The sequence below is a fragment of the Halopseudomonas salina genome (assembly GCF_008641105.1).
On sequence record NZ_VTTI01000008.1, the window covers coordinates 112619 to 130510 of the forward strand.

At 59.2% G+C, this 17892-nt stretch carries 15 protein-coding genes, 1 other RNA gene and 1 pseudogene; 10 read left to right on the forward strand and 7 right to left on the reverse strand.

Features of this window, described 5'->3' with window-relative positions; translation table 11 throughout:
• Positions 1 to 9 precede the first annotated feature (9 nt).
• Positions 10 to 588 (reverse strand): nucleotide exchange factor GrpE, encoded by a 579-nt coding sequence (gene grpE / locus FZF01_RS13855; RefSeq protein WP_150278794.1) that lies wholly within the window; start codon positions 586 to 588, stop codon positions 10 to 12.
• 176 nt (positions 589 to 764) lie between these two features.
• Here grpE and recN point away from each other — a divergent pair, with 176 nt between their 5' ends.
• A complete protein-coding gene (gene recN, locus FZF01_RS13860; protein ID WP_150278795.1) occupies positions 765 to 2438 on the forward strand; it encodes a DNA repair protein RecN in 1674 nt (557 codons plus the stop codon).
• Between the two features lie 80 nt (positions 2439 to 2518).
• On the opposite strand, the gene fur is transcribed toward recN, so the two are convergent.
• Positions 2519 to 2923: a ferric iron uptake transcriptional regulator gene (gene fur, locus FZF01_RS13865; RefSeq protein WP_150278796.1), complete on the reverse strand. Its 405-nt coding sequence runs from the start codon at positions 2921 to 2923 to the stop codon at positions 2519 to 2521.
• A gap of 92 nt (positions 2924 to 3015) precedes the next feature.
• Here fur and FZF01_RS13870 point away from each other — a divergent pair.
• A pseudogene (locus FZF01_RS13870) lies at positions 3016 to 3387 on the forward strand (outer membrane protein assembly factor BamE); the annotation flags it as partial.
• A gap of 91 nt (positions 3388 to 3478) precedes the next feature.
• On the opposite strand, the gene FZF01_RS13875 reads toward FZF01_RS13870, so the two are convergent.
• Genes FZF01_RS13875 through FZF01_RS13885 form a run of 3 tightly spaced genes read right to left on the reverse strand, consistent with a single transcriptional unit; the run spans position 3479 to position 5638 of the window.
• Positions 3479 to 3772: an RnfH family protein gene (locus FZF01_RS13875; protein ID WP_150278851.1), complete on the reverse strand. Its 294-nt coding sequence runs from the start codon at positions 3770 to 3772 to the stop codon at positions 3479 to 3481.
• 4 nt (positions 3773 to 3776) lie between these two features.
• Positions 3777 to 4214, reverse strand: coding sequence for a type II toxin-antitoxin system RatA family toxin (locus FZF01_RS13880; protein WP_150278798.1), 438 nt, complete (start codon positions 4212 to 4214; stop codon positions 3777 to 3779).
• 20 nt (positions 4215 to 4234) lie between these two features.
• Positions 4235 to 5638, reverse strand: a complete 1404-nt coding sequence (locus tag FZF01_RS13885; RefSeq protein ID WP_150278799.1) for a sodium-dependent transporter — start codon at positions 5636 to 5638, stop codon at positions 4235 to 4237.
• 112 nt (positions 5639 to 5750) lie between these two features.
• Between FZF01_RS13885 and smpB the strand changes: the two genes are divergently transcribed.
• The 3 genes from smpB to FZF01_RS13900 all read left to right on the forward strand — a co-directional run bounded on the left by smpB (position 5751) and on the right by FZF01_RS13900 (position 8246).
• Positions 5751 to 6233, forward strand: a complete 483-nt coding sequence (smpB, locus tag FZF01_RS13890; RefSeq protein WP_150278800.1) for an SsrA-binding protein SmpB — start codon at positions 5751 to 5753, stop codon at positions 6231 to 6233.
• A 79-nt stretch (positions 6234 to 6312) separates the two neighbouring features.
• Positions 6313 to 6701, forward strand: a transfer-messenger RNA (tmRNA) gene (gene ssrA, locus FZF01_RS13895).
• A gap of 285 nt (positions 6702 to 6986) precedes the next feature.
• A complete protein-coding gene (locus FZF01_RS13900; protein ID WP_150278801.1) occupies positions 6987 to 8246 on the forward strand; it encodes an MATE family efflux transporter in 1260 nt (419 codons plus the stop codon).
• Between the two features lie 45 nt (positions 8247 to 8291).
• Here FZF01_RS13900 and FZF01_RS13905 read toward each other — a convergent pair whose 3' ends face one another.
• A complete protein-coding gene (locus FZF01_RS13905; RefSeq protein WP_150278802.1) occupies positions 8292 to 9269 on the reverse strand; it encodes a potassium channel family protein in 978 nt (325 codons plus the stop codon).
• A 123-nt stretch (positions 9270 to 9392) separates the two neighbouring features.
• Here FZF01_RS13905 and FZF01_RS13910 point away from each other — a divergent pair, with 123 nt between their 5' ends.
• Positions 9393 to 10373 carry an arsenic resistance protein gene (locus FZF01_RS13910; protein WP_150278803.1) on the forward strand — a complete coding sequence of 327 codons (981 nt, stop codon included), beginning with the start codon at positions 9393 to 9395 and terminating at the stop codon, positions 10371 to 10373.
• Positions 10374 to 10376: 3 nt separating this feature from the next.
• The gene (locus tag FZF01_RS13915; RefSeq protein WP_223825526.1) at positions 10377 to 11030 is read left to right on the forward strand and encodes a class I SAM-dependent methyltransferase; all 654 of its coding nucleotides are present in this window, start codon (positions 10377 to 10379) and stop codon (positions 11028 to 11030) included.
• Here FZF01_RS13915 and FZF01_RS13920 read toward each other — a convergent pair.
• Entirely contained in the window at positions 11027 to 11794 is a 768-nt protein-coding gene (locus tag FZF01_RS13920) for an FCD domain-containing protein (protein WP_150278804.1), read from the reverse strand. The genes FZF01_RS13915 and FZF01_RS13920 overlap by 4 nt on opposite strands.
• A 319-nt stretch (positions 11795 to 12113) precedes the next feature.
• Here FZF01_RS13920 and FZF01_RS13925 point away from each other — a divergent pair, with 319 nt between their 5' ends.
• The 3 genes from FZF01_RS13925 (at position 12114) to FZF01_RS13935 (ending at position 17892) form a co-directional block, all read left to right on the forward strand.
• The gene (locus FZF01_RS13925) at positions 12114 to 13808 is read left to right on the forward strand and encodes an L-lactate permease (RefSeq protein WP_150278805.1); all 1695 of its coding nucleotides are present in this window, start codon (positions 12114 to 12116) and stop codon (positions 13806 to 13808) included.
• 81 nt (positions 13809 to 13889) lie between these two features.
• Positions 13890 to 15035: an FMN-dependent L-lactate dehydrogenase LldD gene (gene lldD, locus FZF01_RS13930; RefSeq protein WP_150278806.1), complete on the forward strand. Its 1146-nt coding sequence runs from the start codon at positions 13890 to 13892 to the stop codon at positions 15033 to 15035.
• 43 nt (positions 15036 to 15078) lie between these two features.
• Positions 15079 to 17892, forward strand: coding sequence for an FAD-binding and (Fe-S)-binding domain-containing protein (locus FZF01_RS13935; RefSeq protein ID WP_150278853.1), 2814 nt, complete (start codon positions 15079 to 15081; stop codon positions 17890 to 17892).

Here is a 17892-nt window from a genome sequence, read left to right on the forward strand (position 1 = left end):
AAATCAATTTCAAGCCTGCTCATCAATCGAGGGAGTGTCAGGCTTGTCCGCCGGAGTCTTGCTCACAACGACCATCGCCGGACGCAACAGACGGCCGCTCAGGGTGTAACCCTTCTGAAATACACGGATGACGGTATTGGGCTCGACATTGTCGCGCTCCTCCATCGCCATTGCCTGATGCAGCTCCGGATTGAAGGGCTCGCCATGGGGGTCAACCGCCACGATCTGGAAGCGCTCCAGGGTTTCACCGAACATTTTCAGCGTCAGCTCCATGCCGTCGCGCATCGGCTTGATCGTCGAGTCATTCGGATCAGCCAGCTCAACACCGCGTTCCAGGCTTTCGAGCACCGGCAGCAGATCGTTGGCAAAGCGTTCTAGCGCAAACTTGTGCGCCTTCTCGACTTCCTGCTCGGCGCGTCGACGGGCGTTCTGCACGTCCGCAGCGGCGCGCAGCGCCTGATCCTTCGCAGCGGCCAGCTCATCCTCGAGGACGCTAACCCGCGCAGCCAGATCCTCGGGAGCCTCCGACGAGAGCATGTCTTCCGTCTCTTCAGGGCCAGCAGGATCCTGTCTGTGTTCGTCTGCCATCTGTGTCTCCTATTCTGACTGCGGGGCGCTCGAGCGCCCGTTGACTGGTATCAGCACCTTATATGGGGTCTTTCCCGCGGGCTTCAAGGGGTAGAAACCGCATGCATGCAGAGTACTTGTCGACAGAACGGAAACTACTGTATAAATAACCAGACCAAACTTGCAGGAGCCTGGCCATGCTCGTCCACCTGGCGGTGAACAACTACGCGATCGTCGACCATCTTGAACTGGAGATCAGCAGCGGAATGACTGCGATCACCGGGGAGACCGGTGCCGGCAAGTCGATCATGCTCGACGCCCTCGCGCTGACCCTGGGTGACCGGGCAGACAGCGGCGCCGTGCGCCCGGGCACCGACAAGGCCGACATCCTGGCGACCTTCGACATCAGCCAGATTCCCGAAGCCACCGCCTGGCTTACCGAGCGCGACCTGGCGGGTGACGACCAGCAGGTGATCTTGCGCCGGGTGATTACCGCCGAAGGACGCTCCCGCGGCTACATCAATGGCAGCCCCTGCCCGCAGCAGGACCTGAAAACCCTGGGCGGCATGCTTATCGATATTCACAGCCAGCACGAGCATCAGTCGCTGCTCAAGCCCGATACCCACCGCCGCTTACTCGACGACTACGCCGGAAGTCGCGAGCTCGCCCGCCAGGTGCAACTGGCTGCGCAGCGCTGCAAGCAGACCGAACAGGCATTGCAGCAAGCCAGTCAACAGGGTGACGAGAAGAGCTCACGGCTTCAACTGCTGACCTACCAGCTTGAAGAGCTGGATAACCTCAGCCTGCAGGAAGGCGAAATCGAGGAGCTGGAAAACGACCAGCGTCAGCTGGCCAACGCCGAGCAGATCATGCAGTCGTGCCAGCAGGTCATCAACCTGTGCAGCGAGAACGACAGTGGTAGCGTGCTACAGGCGCTAACAGCCAGCCAACAGCGCCTGACTGCTTTCAAGAACAACCATCACAGCCTGGATGAAGCCAACGGCATGCTCGCCAGTGCGCAGATCCAGATCGAGGAAGCGGTGGGCGAGCTGACCCGCTACCTGGACCATTTCGAGGCAGACCCCGAGCGCCAGCAACAGGTGGAGGAGCGCCTTGGCGTGATCCATGACCTGGCACGCAAGCACCGGGTCAATCCGGACGAATTACCGGCCCTGCAGCAAAAATTGATCGACGAACTGGAGAGCATGCAGCAACAGGATCTGGACGCCGAGCGCCTGGGTGAGGAGCTTGAGGCATTCCGCGAACACTACCGGCAGCTGGCCGTGGAGCTCAGCGGGGTGCGCCATGAGGCTGCTATTCGCCTGGGTGAAGCCGTTACCGGCCAGATCCAGCAACTGGGCATGCCCGGAGGCCAGGTCAAGGTGCAGCTGCAGCCCCACGCTGCCGAAGCCATAATGCCCCATGGACAGGAGGCGGTTGAGCTCCTGGTCAGCGCCAACCCTGGTCAGCCCGCCAAGCCACTGGCCAAGGTCGCCTCCGGCGGCGAATTATCGCGCATCAGCCTGGGCATCCAGGTCACCACCGTGCAAACCTCACGCGTGCCGACGCTGGTGTTTGATGAGGTCGATGTGGGTATCGGCGGCCCTACGGCCGAAATTGTGGGCAGCATGCTGCGCAAGCTGGGCAGCAATGGCCAGGTCCTCACCGTCACTCACCTGCCCCAGGTGGCCGCCCATGGTCACCAGCACCTATTCGTGCGCAAGGAACAGACCGATGAATCCACCAGTACGCGCATCGACCGGCTAAGCCAGGAAGGCCGGGTGCAGGAGATTGCGCGGATGCTGGGCGGCATCGACATGACCGAGGAATCCCTGGCCCATGCCCGCAAACTGATGTCGGTCGCACAATAAACCAACGCAAAACGAGCGCTCACAAAAAAGCCAGGCTCGAGGCCTGGCTTTTTGATCAGCTGACGCGTTCGCTGTCCGCTTTATTTGGTCTTCTTCACGTACAAAACCAGATTGTGATCAACCATTTCAAAACCGTGTTGTTTCACGATTTCCTTCTGCCGACGCTCAATCTCCGCGTCGAAGAACTCGATCACTTCACCGGTATCGACGCAGACCATATGATCATGGTGCTCGGAGTCGGCAAGTTCGAAGACTGCGTGGCCACCATCGAAGTTATGCCGCTCGACCAGACCGGCCGTCTCGAACTGGGTAAGCACCCGGTATACTGTCGCAAGCCCGACGTCCTCACCCGCCTCCATCAACGCCTTGTACACATCTTCGGCGCTCAGGTGGCGTTCCGGGGAACTGTCCAGCATCTGCAGGATCTTTACACGCGGCAGGGTTACTTTCAGGCCGGCTTTACGGAGTTCTTGATTTTCAACCATGTCAGTTTCTCGTTCAGCGCTTCGCAGGGCGGGATCAGTCGGGTATGATTCTCGGCTATTAACCGCTTCAAGATAATGGATGTTAACACGTCATGCCGAACAGCCTATACCGAATCCTCTGTATCCTCGTGTGTCTCTCGGCGCTCGGCCTTGCTGGCTGCAGCTTCCCCGGGGTGTACAAGATTGATGTGCAACAAGGGAATGTAGTGACCCAGGAAATGGTCAACCAACTGCGCCCCGGCATGACCACCCGGCAGGTGCGTTTCATAATGGGTACACCACTGATTCAGGATACGTTCCACCCTGAGCGCTGGGACTACCTGTACAGCATGAAGGCCGGTCACCAGAAACGCGAGCAGGAACGCGTGGTACTCACCTTCGAAAATGATCTACTGGTCGGTCTGGGTGGCGATTTCGTACCTGGCGCAAGCCGCGAACAACAGATCATGGACAACGGCTCAGCTGCCGAGTCCGATGACGTACAGAGCTACCCGGTTGATCTTGGCGCCCCACTGGGCACAGGCGAATAAGACTCCCGATCACCAGGAAGCCGGCTCAGGTTTCCTTGGCTGCCTTGTTCTTTGCCGCCCGCTGCTTGCGAACCTCCTTGGGATCGGCAATCAGCGGACGATATATTTCCACCCGCTCCCCTGAATTGATACGCCGCTCATCAGGCTTGGGCACCGCCTTGCCAAAAATCCCCACCGGACAGCTCTGCAGGTCTACCTCGGGAAAATGCTCGTTGATGCCTGAAGCCATGACTGCCTGACGCACTGTCGTGCCTTCGCTGACTGTCAGACTGAGAATCTTCTGCTTGTGCGGAAGCGCGTATGCCACCTCCACCATCATCGTCTTATCGACCACCGTACAACTCCTTTGCACGCTGACAAAATGCTTCAACCATATTGTTGGCAGCCTGATTGAACAGCGGCCCCAGCGTAGCCTTGACCACCGGTCCCGCGTAATGGAAATTCAGGTCCAGGGTTATCTTGCAGGCATGCTCACCCAGTGCCTTGAACTCCCACACACCGTTCAGATCACTGAAAGGGCCGTCTTCCAGACGCAACTCGATCCGCTCACCGGGTACCAGGCTGTTACGGGTAACAAAAGCCGAGCTGATACCCGCCTTGGCAACGGTCAAGCGTGCGCGCATCTCGATTTGCGTCTCATCCAGCACCTCTGCCCGGGAGCACCAGGGCAGAAACTCCGGATAATGTTCGACCCGATTAACCAGCTCGAAGAGTCGATGCGCAGGATAGGGCAGCAGGGCCGAGCGATGAATATGCGTCATGGGTGGTAGACAGAGCCTCGTTACTTGAACAGTTCAGTGACAAACACGACCAGCACTCCCAGCGGAGCGACGTAGCGTAGCAGGCAATATACCACCGGAAACAGCCGCGGATGCCGCAGAGCCAGTTCCGCGCGGAATACATCACGGCCCAGCACCCACCCGGCAAATACCGCAAACAGCAACCCACCCAGGGGAAGCATGATCCTGCTGGTCAGGTAATCCACACTTTCGAAGAACGTCTTGCCGCCCTGCTCGGTCCACTTGAACAGGTGCCAACCGGCCTCATCGGTTACGAAGAAGCGGGCATCAGCCAGCAGATTGAAAGACAGCACGGTACCCAGACCAACCACCCAGCACAGGAAAGCTACAAGGCAGGTAATGCGTACACGGGTCCAGCCCGTCCGTTCTACCCAGTACGCCACGGCAGGCTCCAGCATCGAGATAGCCGAGCTCCAGGCCGCCACCGCCACCAGTACAAAGAACAGCAGACCAAACACCTGCCCGAGCATGATATTGCCGAAGGCGATTGGCAGGGTCACGAACATCAGGCCCGGCCCGGCGGACGGCTCCAGCCCGGCAGCAAATACAATCGGAAAGAGTGCCAGCCCGGCGGTCAGCGCTACCGCCGTATCCAGCAACGCCACAGTAATAACGGTACCGCCAATGGAGGACTTCTTCGGCATGTAGGAACCAAACACCATGATCGACCCCACGCCCACGCTCAGGGTAAAAAAGGCATGCCCCATGGCCGCAAGAATGCCGTCCGGCACACTGGCCAGATCAAAATGAAAGAGAAACTCTACACCCTGCATGAAATGCCCAGTGGTCAGGCTGTAGCCCAGCAAAATGATCAGCAGCACAAACAACAGCGGCATCATGATCCGCAGGCTGCGCTCCAGACCAGCTACCACACCCCTGGCGATAATGAATGCAGTCACCAGCATGAACAGCGTATGCCACAGGCTCAGGCGCAGCGGGTCGGCCGTCAGGGCGCCAAAGCGGGCCCCGGCACCCTCACCGTCGATCCCGACAAAATCACCACGCCCCATACCGATGATGTAATCCAGCGACCAACCAGCGACAACGCTGTAAAAAGACAAAATCAGCAAGGCCGCAATCATCCCCATGACCGCCGCCCAGGACCAGCGCGCCGAGGCACCCGCCTGTATGGCCAGATTGCGTAAGGTATTCACCGGACTGCGACGCCCCCGCCGACCCAGCACGGTTTCCGCCAGCATGATCGGCAAACCGACCAGCGCGATACAGATCAGATAAACCAGCACGAAAGCGCCGCCACCGTAGACGCCGGCCATATAGGGAAACTTCCATATATTCCCCAGACCCACCGCCGAACCGGTAGCCGCCAGGATGAAAACCCAGCGGCTTGCCCAGATACCGTGAATGGAAACATTGTCCTGCGACATGGCGAGAAACCTGTGGGGTAGAGAAAAAAGGAACGGCATTGTCCAGATTTTGACCAACACGGACAAGGCCCGTATAGCCGAACCTTCCCCCAACCCCTATAATGCGCCCCCTATGAGCAACCAAAAGAAACCCAAGGCCAACAGCGGCACCATTGCGCTGAACAAGAAGGCCAAACACGATTATTTTGTCGAAGCCCGTTTTGAGGCAGGCGTTGCGCTGACCGGATGGGAAGTGAAAAGTCTGCGCGCGAGCAAGGTGCAGCTGGTCGACAGTTACATTCTCCTCAAGAACAATGAGGCCTTTCTGCTGGGAGCGCATATCACGCCCCTGCAGACTGCCAGCGCTCACGTGGTAGCCGACCCCACCCGCACCCGCAAGCTGCTACTGCATGCCCGTGAGCTGGACAAGCTGATCACCGGCGTGCAGCAGAAAGGCTTCGCCTGCGTACCGCTAGCGCTTTACTGGAAAGGCCACCTGGTCAAATGCGAGATCGCCCTGGTGCGCGGCAAGAAGGAGTTCGACAAGCGCCAGGTCGAGAAGGAACGCGACTGGACCAGGGAGAAAGCCCGGGTGGTTCGCGACAACAGCCGCTGACCAATCACGGGCGTTCTATCAACCAGGGAACTTTTGCGGTACAATCCGGTCTGATCTTGTAAGAGACCTAAACAGTTTTGGGGCCGATTTGGATTCGACGACGGTTACAAAGCTTGAAGGGCATGCCGAGTTGGTAACAGAACTCGTAAATCCACTGTTGCAAACCTATATAATTGCCAATGACGACAATTATGGTGCTCAACTAGCAGCGTAAGCTGCCTAGATAGCACTTCTGGTAGCTTCGGCTCCAGCGATCATTAGAGGATGCCTGTAAACTCGAAGTGATTGTCAGATAGAACAGGATCGCCGCTTAGTATGTCGTGGACGATGCGGCTAAACATTACACGACTCGCTCCAAACACCCTGCCACTCGGGCGGTGCGGAGTTAACTTAATTGAGATGGCTAAGCATGTAGAACTGATAGTGGCGGACTGGCGGACGGGGGTTCAAATCCCCCCGGCTCCACCAAATACCAAAGAAAGACGTCTTCGGACGTCTTTTTTTGTGCCTGCCGTTCGGCGGGTGCCCAGCCCCAAGTGGCTCGAAATCCGATTTAACATGGGCGTCAGGCAGAACAGCCGCTCCTGGGTTACTATCCCAGCAGTGAAAACCGCCGCATTCAGCAGCCCAGACCCTATCAGCCCTGGCCACCCTCATGATTCAGAACTCGCCTTGAAAGGCACCCCTGCTTCAACGTCTCTGACAAGCGGCTCCGTCTCAGCCCACATCATTAGACTGTCTATCCCGGCATCCATGGGGATGGTGTTCAACACCCTCTATAACCTCACAGACATCTGGTTCGCAGGTTACCTGGGTGATGATTCACTGGCCGCCTTGTCCATTGCAGGCAGCGTGTTTTTCCTGCTGCTCTCCATTGGCATAGGTATACAGACGGGTGCGTCAGCCATGATTGCACCTGAGGTCGGACGGGGTGCCATGCATGACGGCACAAGTCAGATCAAGGAGTGGGTCGACAACATAATCGGAATGGCGATTGCCTTCAGTGTCGTATCCCTGTTGCTCGGAGCCGTCGCCGCACGCCCTCTGGTGGTATTGCTCGGTGCAGAGCCTCACATTGAGCCGTTGGCCATGGAGTATCTGTGGGTAACCTTGGCTGGCTCTATCGGTTTCACTCTCTCTTTTGCTGCAGCGGGTGCCTTGATGGCCCTGGGCGATACCCACTCCAATCGCAACGCCCTGGCCATTGGCTTTTTCGCGAACTTTGCGTTGAATCCCCTTTTCACGTTCGGCCTTGGGCTTGGCGTAACGGGCATAGCGTTAGCGACCGTTACCATCAAACTGGCAACCGCTTTCTACTTGCTATACGTGCTTGCCAAGCGGCTGAATATCCGAATAAGACCTGCGTTCGACTGGCCTCGTTGGCAAGCCTTGCTCAAGCAGGTACTGCCCGCCAGCTTCAACATGCTCACCATCGTTCTGGGTGGCTTCATTACCGTAGCCCTCATCGGGCAGTTTGGCAGCCAACACGTGGCGGGTTACACAGTAGGCTTGAGGCTGGAACAGCTGTTATTACTGCCGGCCCTGGGTTTGAACAGTGCGGTCATGGCTATCGCCGGCCAGAATATGGGGGCGGGACATAATTCGAGAGTCGCCGAGACCTACCAGAAAAGCCTGTCGATTGGGCTGGTGATGGCACTGATGTCCGTCCCTGTGATGTACTTTTTATCTCCTCTGATGGTGGGCTTTTTCACCGATGCAGAGGCAATACGACAGACCGGCGTGACCTACCTCAGAATCGATGCCTTGGCGTTTTATGCCTATGTCGTTCTGTTTCAGAGCGTCGCGGTGCTGCAGGCAATACGCAAACCCCTGTTTCCGATGTACCTGGGTATAGCGAGGCAATTGGTGATCCCCGCACTGATCAACTATGTCCTCATCGTGGTTTGGGACTATCCCATGGTGTCAATGTTCTACACCATCGTCGCGGTGGTGATAGGCAGCGCAGTGATAGCGCACTTTTATACCAGACGCGAGATCGGCAGGCTGCCTTGACATACGCCGACATCGGATAAAGCATCCTGATCACTCGTCCGCCTGTTACAGGGTCCAACCGTCCTCCTCACATAGCGAAATCAGCCTACGGCGCAGCGGTGCGTATGCCTCGTAAGCCCGGTCGAACTCAGCGCGGTCAGTAGCCAGCTCGAGTGTTGCTGCCACGCCTGCCAAACGGCTTTTCTCGCTGTCGCCGAGCTCCGCCGATGCGGTGCCTGCTCTGCTGAATTCGGCAAAGTTGTTGATGCTGCTTCGCAGCACCCGTGTGATGCCCTGGAGCGATGTGGAGTCTTCAAGATCAAGCAGAAAAAGCGTGTCGCCCAGCAACAGCATTGCCCTGGCAGGGGAAAGCTCCGCTCTGGTGGCGTGGCAGTATTTGAGCACCGGATAGGCGAGATGGCGCAGCGCCTGCTGATCGATAGCCGAAGACAGGCTGAACAGATAGTTCTTCAAGGAGCCCTCCGGATCACGCAGGCTCGCGTTGCGGATAATGTCCTCTTCGGTTTTCCCCATGGCAAAGATACCGGTGGCCAGACTTCGCCGCTCAACCGCAGCCGATATAACGGAGATCACGTAGGAAAGAGACACGGTAATAACTATGGTCGCCAAAAGAGTCGCCAGCGTGCTGACAAAAGTCCAGGGCGGCCCCGAGGGAACCCAGTCACCATATCCCAGGCTCGACAGTGTGGTGCTGGTAAAATACAGCGTCTCCATGGCATCAGCGGATGCGATGGAGACGTTATTAATGACCGACCCGGGGTGAGCGACAAGGACCAGGAAAAGCGCCAGCACCAGCATGAGATACCAGGTCACAATACTCAGCAAGATCATCGCGGGACCGGCATACTTCAGAACGCGATGGATGGGTTGCCTCCGGTGAATAAGCAGCAGAACATGCCAGAGCCCCTGGTAGGCTCTCTGACTCAGGGGGCCGGCGCCACCTGTACTGAATACAGTGACAAACTGATCCCACAAGGTCACGCCAGCAATCAACCCTGCGAGGAGCGTCAGTAAAATTTCCATGGGTCCTCCGTGCTTACACCCTGGGTATGTGACTCCCGAGACCCTTCATTGTTCGCTTGATATGCGAGTACATCCCCAAAACGACCGGAGCATGCAGCGCTCTGATTGCAGGAGCCGATACTATTGAGCCGAGACTGTCTGGAACGTCATCAGGTGTGGATCTATCTAGCCGCTATCCTCAGTGGCCTGGCGCTGGGCACGGTTGCACCCGTTGTCGCACCGCTGTTCGAGAGCGTGCTCTGGCCCGTTCTGGCTGTGCTGCTGTATGCCACCTTTGTGCAGGTGCCTCTGCTACATGTGCGTGAAGCCTTTCGGGACCGGCGCTTTGTGGTGGCCGTGGTGCTCGGCAATTTCCTGTTTATCCCGCTTCTGGTCTGGATCATGCTGCCGCTGCTACCCGATGATCCCGCCTTGCGTTTGGGCGTACTGCTGGTTCTGCTGGTGCCTTGCACAGACTGGTTTATGACCTTTACTCAGCTCGGCCGCGGCAATACTGCCAAGGCCGTTGCCATCACGCCGTTGAACCTGCTGTTGCAGTTACTGCTGTTACCGGTCTATCTCTGGCTGATGTTGCCTGCGACAGAACTGGGTGCAGCCCTTATAACCGCCGCCATGTTACCCGCGGCCCTAACGCTGATTGCCCTGCCGTTACTGCTGGCAGGGGTGACTGAACGCTGGGTCGAGGCCCGCCGAGGGCGTGAGGTCTGGCGGGAGCGTCTTGCCTGGTGGCCGGTGCCCTTGCTGGGTTTGGTCGTATTCATGATTGCTGGGGCGCAGGTCAACACGGTAATCTCCGCTGGTCCGGCCCTACTGGCGGTGCTACCGGTATTTATCGGCTTTCTGCTGGTTTGCGCCCTGCTGGCGCGCGGCCTTACGCGTTGGTTGCGGCTGCCCCTGGAAACCGGTCGCACGCTGGCTTTCAGCATGGGTACCCGCAACTCCTTCGTGGTATTACCCCTGGCGCTGGCTTTACCCGCCGGCTGGGAAACCACGGTGGTTGTGATCGTGTTCCAGTCCCTGGTGGAGCTATTCGGAATGGTGTTTTACCTGTGGTGGGTACCGCGCCGTCTGTTCAAGCCAGCTATTAACGATTCGATGGATTAAACAATGTCTGCTGATTTTCCCTGCCCCGTTTGCCGCAGCAGCGATTGCACGCATTTCATGCTGGTTGAGTCACTGGATTACTGGCGATGCCAGCATTGCCAGGCCACCTTTCTGGATCCCTCGCAGCTACCGGACGGATCAACCGAGGAGCAGCAATACCGCCTGCACCGTAACGAAGTAGAGGATGAGGGATACCGGCGTTTTCTCGGTCGGGTGGCCACGCCCCTGCTGGCGCGACTGGAGCCGGGGCTATCCGGGCTGGATTACGGTTGCGGGCCCGGCCCCGCGCTGGCGGCCATGCTGACCGATGCGGGTCATGGCATGGCTATTTACGACCCCTTGTTTTTTGACCAGCCCGAGGTTCTGGAGCAGCGCTATGACTTCATTACCTGCACCGAGGTGGCCGAGCATTTCCATCATCCGTTCGATGAGTTCGTTCTGCTGGATCGCCTGCTCAAGCCCGGCGGCTGGCTGGCCATCATGACGATGTTCCAGACCGACGACAGCGCCTTTGCCAAGTGGCACTACCGCCGCGATCCCACCCATGTGGTGTTCTATCGGGAAAACACCTTCCAGGCCATCGCCCGGCAGCGCAACTGGCATTGCGAGATACCCTGCGCCAATGTCGCGTTACTGAAGAAACCTGATAACGCCTAGAGCCCCTGGCGGCGCTGGGCCCGGGCGACGCGGTGACTTTCTTCCAGCACGTCGGCGAGCACTTCCTGAACGTAGTGGATATGGCTGTCGGAGAAAGCGCGCGCCTTTTGCGCTTCGCCGGCCATAATCGCCTGATACAGCTCGCTGTGTTGCTTCATAAGCATGTCGCGGGTTTCGGTACGTTGGGCGTACATGCCGCCTATGTTGGTTACCACGTTGCGCTTGAGCAGATCAAACAGCCCACGGATGGTATGCAGCAATACGGCGTTATGGCTGGCCTCGGCAATCGCCAGGTGGAAGCGCGCATCGGCGGCGCCCTCCTCCGCCCGGCTGACCTCGCCCACCCGTGAGTAACAGTTCTGCAGCGCTGCAAATGCCTCGGTCAGACGCTGGCGATCCGGCTCGGTGGCCCGCTGCGCAGCATAAAAGGCGCAGGATCCTTCCAAAGTATGTCGGAACTCGAGCAGATCACGTTGGGCTTCGGGGTTGTCTTCCAGCAAGGGCAACAGTGGGTCGCTAAAGGTAGAGCCCAGGGACTCGGCAACATAGTTACCGCCGCCCTGACGGCTGATCAGCAGCCCTTTGGCCGCCAGTTTCTGAATTGCTTCACGCAGTGATGGGCGCGATACGCCGAACTGTTCGGCCAATACCCGCTCTGCGGGGAGGCGTTCGCCAGCCTTGAGCGTACCCTCGAGAATCATGCCCTCGAGCTTGGTGACGATGTCATCCGACAAACGGCGTGCCTGTATCTGACCAAAACCCATATTTTTCTCCAGAGCTTCTAAACCCTTGTCGGCGCTCTGATGCGCACTAGCACGCCAGTCTAACCAGCCACCGAAACACCCACAACACGCTTCAAGACAAGCCCCACACGACCAAAGTCGTACATCTGCGGGATTGACACCTTGATCGCACACTTTTAGTCTGGGGCCTGCTAATTGTAAATTGGTCTTACCAATTAAACAAACCTGACAATAATTCCAACAATCAGCCGAGGTTTTCCCATGTTGATCGCATTCATCCATCCTGATCGTGCTGTGGCTGTGTTCTGCCGCTGCGCGGCCCTTTGAGCGGAGAACCGACATGTCTAACGGACTCCTCGCGCTCCTGGCGTTTTCACCCATTCTGTTGGCCGCCATCCTGCTGGTAGGTCTGCGCTGGCCAGCCAGACGAGCCATGCCGCTGGTATATCTGGTCACCGCCGCCGTGGGACTTTTTGCCTGGGACATGAGTTTCAACCGGGTGCTGGCGTCTACGCTCCAGGGCCTGGTGATCACCATCGGTCTGCTGTGGATCATTTTTGGCGCCATCCTGCTGCTCAATACGCTCAAGCATTCCGGTGGTATCACTGCAATCCGCGCGGGTTTCGCCACCATAAGCCCCGATCGCCGCATCCAGGCCATTATCATCGCCTGGCTGTTCGGTTGCTTTATAGAAGGCGCATCAGGCTTTGGTACGCCGGCGGCAATTGCCGCTCCGCTGCTGGTCGCGATCGGTTTTCCGGCCATGGCCGCCGTTCTGATGGGCATGCTGGTACAGAGCACGCCGGTGTCATTCGGTGCGGTGGGCACACCAATTGTGGTGGGTGTGAGTACTGGTCTGGATTCAGCAGCTATCGGCGCACAGCTGATCGAACAGGGTTCTTCATGGGCGCAGTTTCTGCAGTTGATCACCAGTGAAGTAGCGATCATCCATGCCATAGTCGGTACGGCGATGCCACTGATCATGGTGCTGATGCTCACGCGCTTTTTCGGCACTGAAAAGAGCTGGAAAGCAGGCTTTGAGGTATTGCCGTTCGCCTTGTTTGCCGGCCTGGCCTTTACCCTGCCCTACGCGGCGACTGGTATTTTCCTGGGTCCCGAGTTTCCATCCCTGGGCGGCGGACTGATCGGTCTGGCCATTGTTACCACAGCGGCGCGCAAAGGCTTTTTACTGCCAAAGACCACCTGGGATTTTGCTCCCGCAAAAGACTGGCCCACTGAGTGGTTGGGTTCTGTGGAAATGAAACTGGACCAGTTGACTGCCAAATCAATGAGCAGCCTGCGTGCCTGGTTGCCCTATGTGCTGGTCGGCCTGTTGCTGGTGCTCAGCCGCGTGGTGCCTGAAGTTAGTGCGGCACTGAAAGCAGTCATGCTCAACTTCCCTGACCTGCTTGGCGAAACCGGTGTCAGTGCCAACTTCATGCCCCTGTATTTGCCTGGCGGTATTCTGGTTGCGGTGGTAATCGCCACCTTTTTCCTGCACGGCATGAAGCCCCGTGAGCTGGGCGTGGCGATCAAGGAGTCTTCGGGCGTGCTGCTCAGTGCCGGCTTCGTTTTGCTGTTCACCGTGCCCATGGTGCGCATCCTTATCAACTCCGGCGTCAACGAGGCGGACCTGGCCAGCATGCCGATCCTGATGGCGCTCTGGGTGTCAGACAGCGTGGGCAGCATCTACCCATTGCTGGCCCCGAGTATTGGTGCGCTTGGCGCCTTTATTGCCGGTTCCAATACGGTCAGCAACATGATGTTCAGCCAGTTCCAGTTCGGTGTGGCCGACAGCCTGGGTATTTCCACAGCCCTGATAGTCGCGGTGCAGGCGATTGGCGCTGCGGCGGGCAACATGGTGGCCATTCATAACGTGGTCGCAGCCTCCGCTACCGTGGGGCTGCTCGGGCGTGAAGGCAGCATACTGCGCAAGACCATCTGGCCGACGCTGTACTATGTGCTGTTCACCGGTCTGATCGCGCTGTTTGCCGTTTACGTGATGGGCATAAGCGATCCGCTGATGGCCAGCTGAGCGACGCTCGCCCCGGCATGACCGGGGCGGGCAGCAGGCATTCCGGCGTTTCCGGCTTTCTTCTGTTACAGAGTGAATTTCATGATTATCTCAGCCTCTACCGATTACCGCGCTGCGGCAAAACGCAAGCTGCCGCCGTTTCTGTTCCACTACATTGATGGCGGCTCTTACGCCGAGCACACGCTCAGGCGCAACGTGGATGATCTGGCCGGCATCGCCCTGCGCCAGAGGGTGCTGCGCAACATGTCAGAACTGAGCCTGGAAACGCGCCTGTTCAACGAGACCCTGGCAATGCCGGTTGCCCTGGCGCCAGTTGGACTGACCGGTATGTACGCCCGGCGCGGTGAAGTGCAGGCGGCCAAGGCAGCTGCTGCCAAGGGTATTCCCTTCACGCTTTCGACCGTTTCGGTATGCCCCATCGAAGAAGTCGCACCGGCCATCGACCGGCCCATGTGGTTTCAGCTGTACGTGCTCAAGGACCGCGGCTTCATGAAAAACGCCCTGGAACGGGCAAAAGCCGCGGGCGTCACCACCCTAGTGTTCACTGTCGACATGCCCGTGCCCGGCGCGCGCTACCGCGATGCACACTCCGGCATGAGCGGCCCCAATGCACCCATGCGCCGCATGCTGCAGGCTGCCATGCATCCCACCTGGGCCTGGGATGTAGGTTTATTGGGCCGCCCCCATGACCTTGGAAATATTTCCACTTACCGCGGCAACCCGACCGGGCTGGCGGATTACATCGGCTGGCTGGGGGAGAATTTCGACCCGTCCATTTCCTGGAAGGATCTGGAATGGATCCGCGAGTTCTGGGACGGCCCCATGGTGATCAAGGGTATTCTGGATCCCGAGGACGCCCGTGATGCAGTGCGCTTTGGGGCTGACGGTATCGTGGTATCAAACCACGGCGGCCGTCAGCTCGACGGCGCCCTGTCCAGCGCCCGCGCCCTGCCCTCGATTGCCGATGCGGTGAAGGGCGACCTGAAAATACTTGCTGATTCGGGCATTCGTACGGGACTGGATGTGGTGCGCATGCTCGCCCTGGGAGCCGACACCGTGATGCTGGGGCGCGCTTATATCTACGCGCTGGCAGCGGCCGGGGGCGCAGGGGTAAGTAATCTGCTGGAGCTGATCGACAAAGAGATGCGGGTGGCCATGGTGCTCACCGGTGCCAAGAGCATCAGCGAGATCAGTGCCGATTCCCTGGTGCGCGAACTGGGACGCTGAGCCAGGCTTTACCGATACGACCGGAGCTACCATGACCGTCTCAATGCCGTTGCCTGCCCCTTTTCTGACCGCAGTCGCGAGCGTCATTCCCGACGAGCGTCGGTTTGACGATCCGCTCTCGACTCTGGCTTTCGGTACCGATGCCAGTTTCTACCGGCTGATCCCCAAGCTGGTGGTGCGGGTTGAATCGGAGCAGGAAGTCGTCGCCCTGCTCAGGCTGGCCGGCAACCATCAGGTACCGGTCACTTTCCGTGCGGCCGGCACCAGCCTGTCCGGCCAGGCCATTTCGGATTCGCTGCTGATTGTGCTGGGCGAGCGCTGGAACAGCCGTGAGGTACGCGACCAGGGTCGGCAGATCCGTCTGCAACCGGGCGTGATCGGCGCGCATGCCAACTCGGTACTGCTGCCGTTCCAGCGCAAGATCGGCCCCGACCCGGCGTCGATCAACGCCTGCAAGATCGGCGGCATTGTCGCCAATAACGCCAGCGGCATGTGTTGTGGCACCGCGCAGAATACCTACCACACCCTGGCCGGCATCCGCCTGGTACTGGCCGATGGCAGCGTACTGGACAGCGAAGACCCACAGAGCATTGCGGCATTCGAAACCAGCCACGCCGAGCTGCTCGGGCAACTGGCCGAGCTCGGCCGGCAGACTCGGGCCAATACCCCACTGGCCGACAGAATTCGTCACAAGTATCGACTGAAAAACACCACCGGGCTGTCATTGAACGCATTGATCGACTTTGATCAGCCGCTGGATATTCTCAGCCACCTGATGGTGGGCTCCGAGGGCACACTGGGCTTTATCAGCTCGGTCACCTACAACACCGTCCCGGATTTTCCGCACAAGGCCAGCGCACTACTGGTATTTCCCGACGTACAAAGCTGCTGCCAGGCGGTGACGGTACTCAAACCCCAGCCGGTTTCGGCCGTGGAGTTGCTGGACAGGCGCAGTTTGCACTCGGTGGAAAACCAGCCGGGCATGCCTGCCTGGGTGAAGGACCTGTCAGCCGGCGCCTGCGCGTTACTGATCGAATCCCGCGCCGCCAGCCAGTCCCTGCTGCATGAGCAACTGGTGCTGATCATGGCCTCGATTGCCGACTTTGCGCTGGAAAAATGCGTGGAGTTCAGTGAAGACCCCCTGGTCTACAACCAGCTCTGGAAGATCCGCAAGGACACCTTCCCCGCCGTGGGTGCGGTACGTCAGACCGGCACCACGGTGATCATCGAGGACGTGACCTTCCCCATCGAACAACTGGCCCAGGGCGTCAACCGCCTGATCGAGCTGTTCGAGCGTCATGGCTATGACGAGGCGATCATCTTCGGCCACGCCCTGGAGGGCAATCTGCACTTCGTCTTCACCCAGGGCTTTGACGACCCGGCCCAGGTCGCGCGCTACGAAGCCTTCATGCAGGATGTGGCCCAGCTGGTGGCGGTGGAATTTGGCGGCTCGCTGAAGGCCGAACACGGTACCGGGCGCAACATGGCCCCCTTCGTGGAACTGGAGTGGGGCAGCGATGCCTACCAGCTGATGTGGCAGATCAAGCGCCTGCTCGACCCCCAGGGCATCCTCAACCCCGATGTGGTGCTCAGCGAGGATCCGCAGATCCACCTGAAGAACCTCAAGCCGCTGCCGGCTGCCGACGAAATCGTCGATAAGTGCATCGAGTGCGGTTTCTGCGAGCCGGTCTGTCCGTCACAGGGGCTTACCCTGAGCCCGCGCCAGCGCATCGTGATCTGGCGGGATATTCAGGCGAAGAAACGCGCGGGCACTGATACCTCGGCACTGGAGCGCGACTACCGCTACCAGGGCATCGACACCTGCGCCGCCACCGGCCTGTGCGCCCAACGCTGCCCGGTGGGCATCAACACCGGGGATCTGGTACGCAAGTTGCGCGCACAACAGGCCAAGAGCCCGCGGGCAGCCACCTGGATGGCCGATCACTTTCACACCACGGTGAGTGCCGCCCGCGCCATGCTCTATCTGGCCAGCGGCGCCCGCGCGACCCTGGGCGCACCGCTGCTGGCTCGCACCTCGGCCGCGCTGACCAGAGCCAGCAGAGGTCGAGTTCCCCAGTGGACTGCTGCAATGCCCGAGCCGGCCCGCCGCATGCGTCTACCCAACCCGCCTAGCGACTCGCGTCCGCGCGTGGTCTATCTGGAGGCCTGTGTGTCCCGGGCGATGGGGCCGGCGGCTTCGGATGGAGAACAGACGTCGCTGATCGATAAAACCCGGATGCTGCTGGAGAAGGCCGGCTATCAGGTGGTATTTCCTGCCGGGCTAGATAACCTCTGCTGCGGCCAGCCCTTCGCTTCCAAGGGCTATCCCGACCAGGCCGAGCGCAAGAAGCAGGAGCTGATCGCCGCACTGCTTGAAGCCAGCCGTGGCGGTGTGGACCCGGTCTACTGTGACACCTCGCCCTGCACCCTGAGTCTGCTGCAGGAGGGCGCCGATCCGCGCCTGGATGTCTATGATCCGGTACGCTTTATCCGCGAGCATCTGTTACAGAAGCTGGATTTCACGCCACAACAGGCACCCATAGCGGTGCACGTGACCTGCAGCACCCAGCACCTGGGCGAAGCCGAGGGTTTGATCGATATCGTCCGGCGCTGCACCACCGAGGTGGTGATTCCCGAGGGTATTCACTGCTGCGCCTTTGCCGGCGACAAGGGTTTCACTACACCCGAGCTGAATGCCCACGCCCTGCGCAACCTCAAGGACGCGGTGCAGTACTGCGGAGAAGGCATCAGCACCAGCCGCACCTGCGAGATAGGCCTGAGCCAGCATGGCGGCATCGACTACCATGGGCTGGTCTATCTGGTGGACCGGGTGACCAGGCCAAGAATGAGCCGCTAG

Bases quoted from the DNA above. Each gene is read 5' to 3' on its own strand.
- grpE (WP_150278794.1), bottom strand. From the start codon at position 588: ATGGCAGACGAACACAGACAGGATCCTGCTGGCCCTGAAGAGACGGAA.
- recN (WP_150278795.1), top strand. From the start codon at position 765: ATGCTCGTCCACCTGGCGGTGAACAACTACGCGATCGTCGACCATCTT.
- fur (WP_150278796.1), bottom strand. From the start codon at position 2,923: ATGGTTGAAAATCAAGAACTCCGTAAAGCCGGCCTGAAAGTAACCCTG.
- FZF01_RS13875 (WP_150278851.1), bottom strand. From the start codon at position 3,772: ATGATGGTGGAGGTGGCATACGCGCTTCCGCACAAGCAGAAGATTCTC.
- FZF01_RS13880 (WP_150278798.1), bottom strand. From the start codon at position 4,214: ATGACGCATATTCATCGCTCGGCCCTGCTGCCCTATCCTGCGCATCGA.
- FZF01_RS13885 (WP_150278799.1), bottom strand. From the start codon at position 5,638: ATGTCGCAGGACAATGTTTCCATTCACGGTATCTGGGCAAGCCGCTGG.
- smpB (WP_150278800.1), top strand. From the start codon at position 5,751: ATGAGCAACCAAAAGAAACCCAAGGCCAACAGCGGCACCATTGCGCTG.
- FZF01_RS13900 (WP_150278801.1), top strand. From the start codon at position 6,987: ATGGGGATGGTGTTCAACACCCTCTATAACCTCACAGACATCTGGTTC.
- FZF01_RS13905 (WP_150278802.1), bottom strand. From the start codon at position 9,269: ATGGAAATTTTACTGACGCTCCTCGCAGGGTTGATTGCTGGCGTGACC.
- FZF01_RS13915 (WP_223825526.1), top strand. From the start codon at position 10,377: ATGTCTGCTGATTTTCCCTGCCCCGTTTGCCGCAGCAGCGATTGCACG.
- FZF01_RS13920 (WP_150278804.1), bottom strand. From the start codon at position 11,794: ATGGGTTTTGGTCAGATACAGGCACGCCGTTTGTCGGATGACATCGTC.
- FZF01_RS13925 (WP_150278805.1), top strand. From the start codon at position 12,114: ATGTCTAACGGACTCCTCGCGCTCCTGGCGTTTTCACCCATTCTGTTG.
- lldD (WP_150278806.1), top strand. From the start codon at position 13,890: ATGATTATCTCAGCCTCTACCGATTACCGCGCTGCGGCAAAACGCAAG.
- FZF01_RS13935 (WP_150278853.1), top strand. From the start codon at position 15,079: ATGCCGTTGCCTGCCCCTTTTCTGACCGCAGTCGCGAGCGTCATTCCC.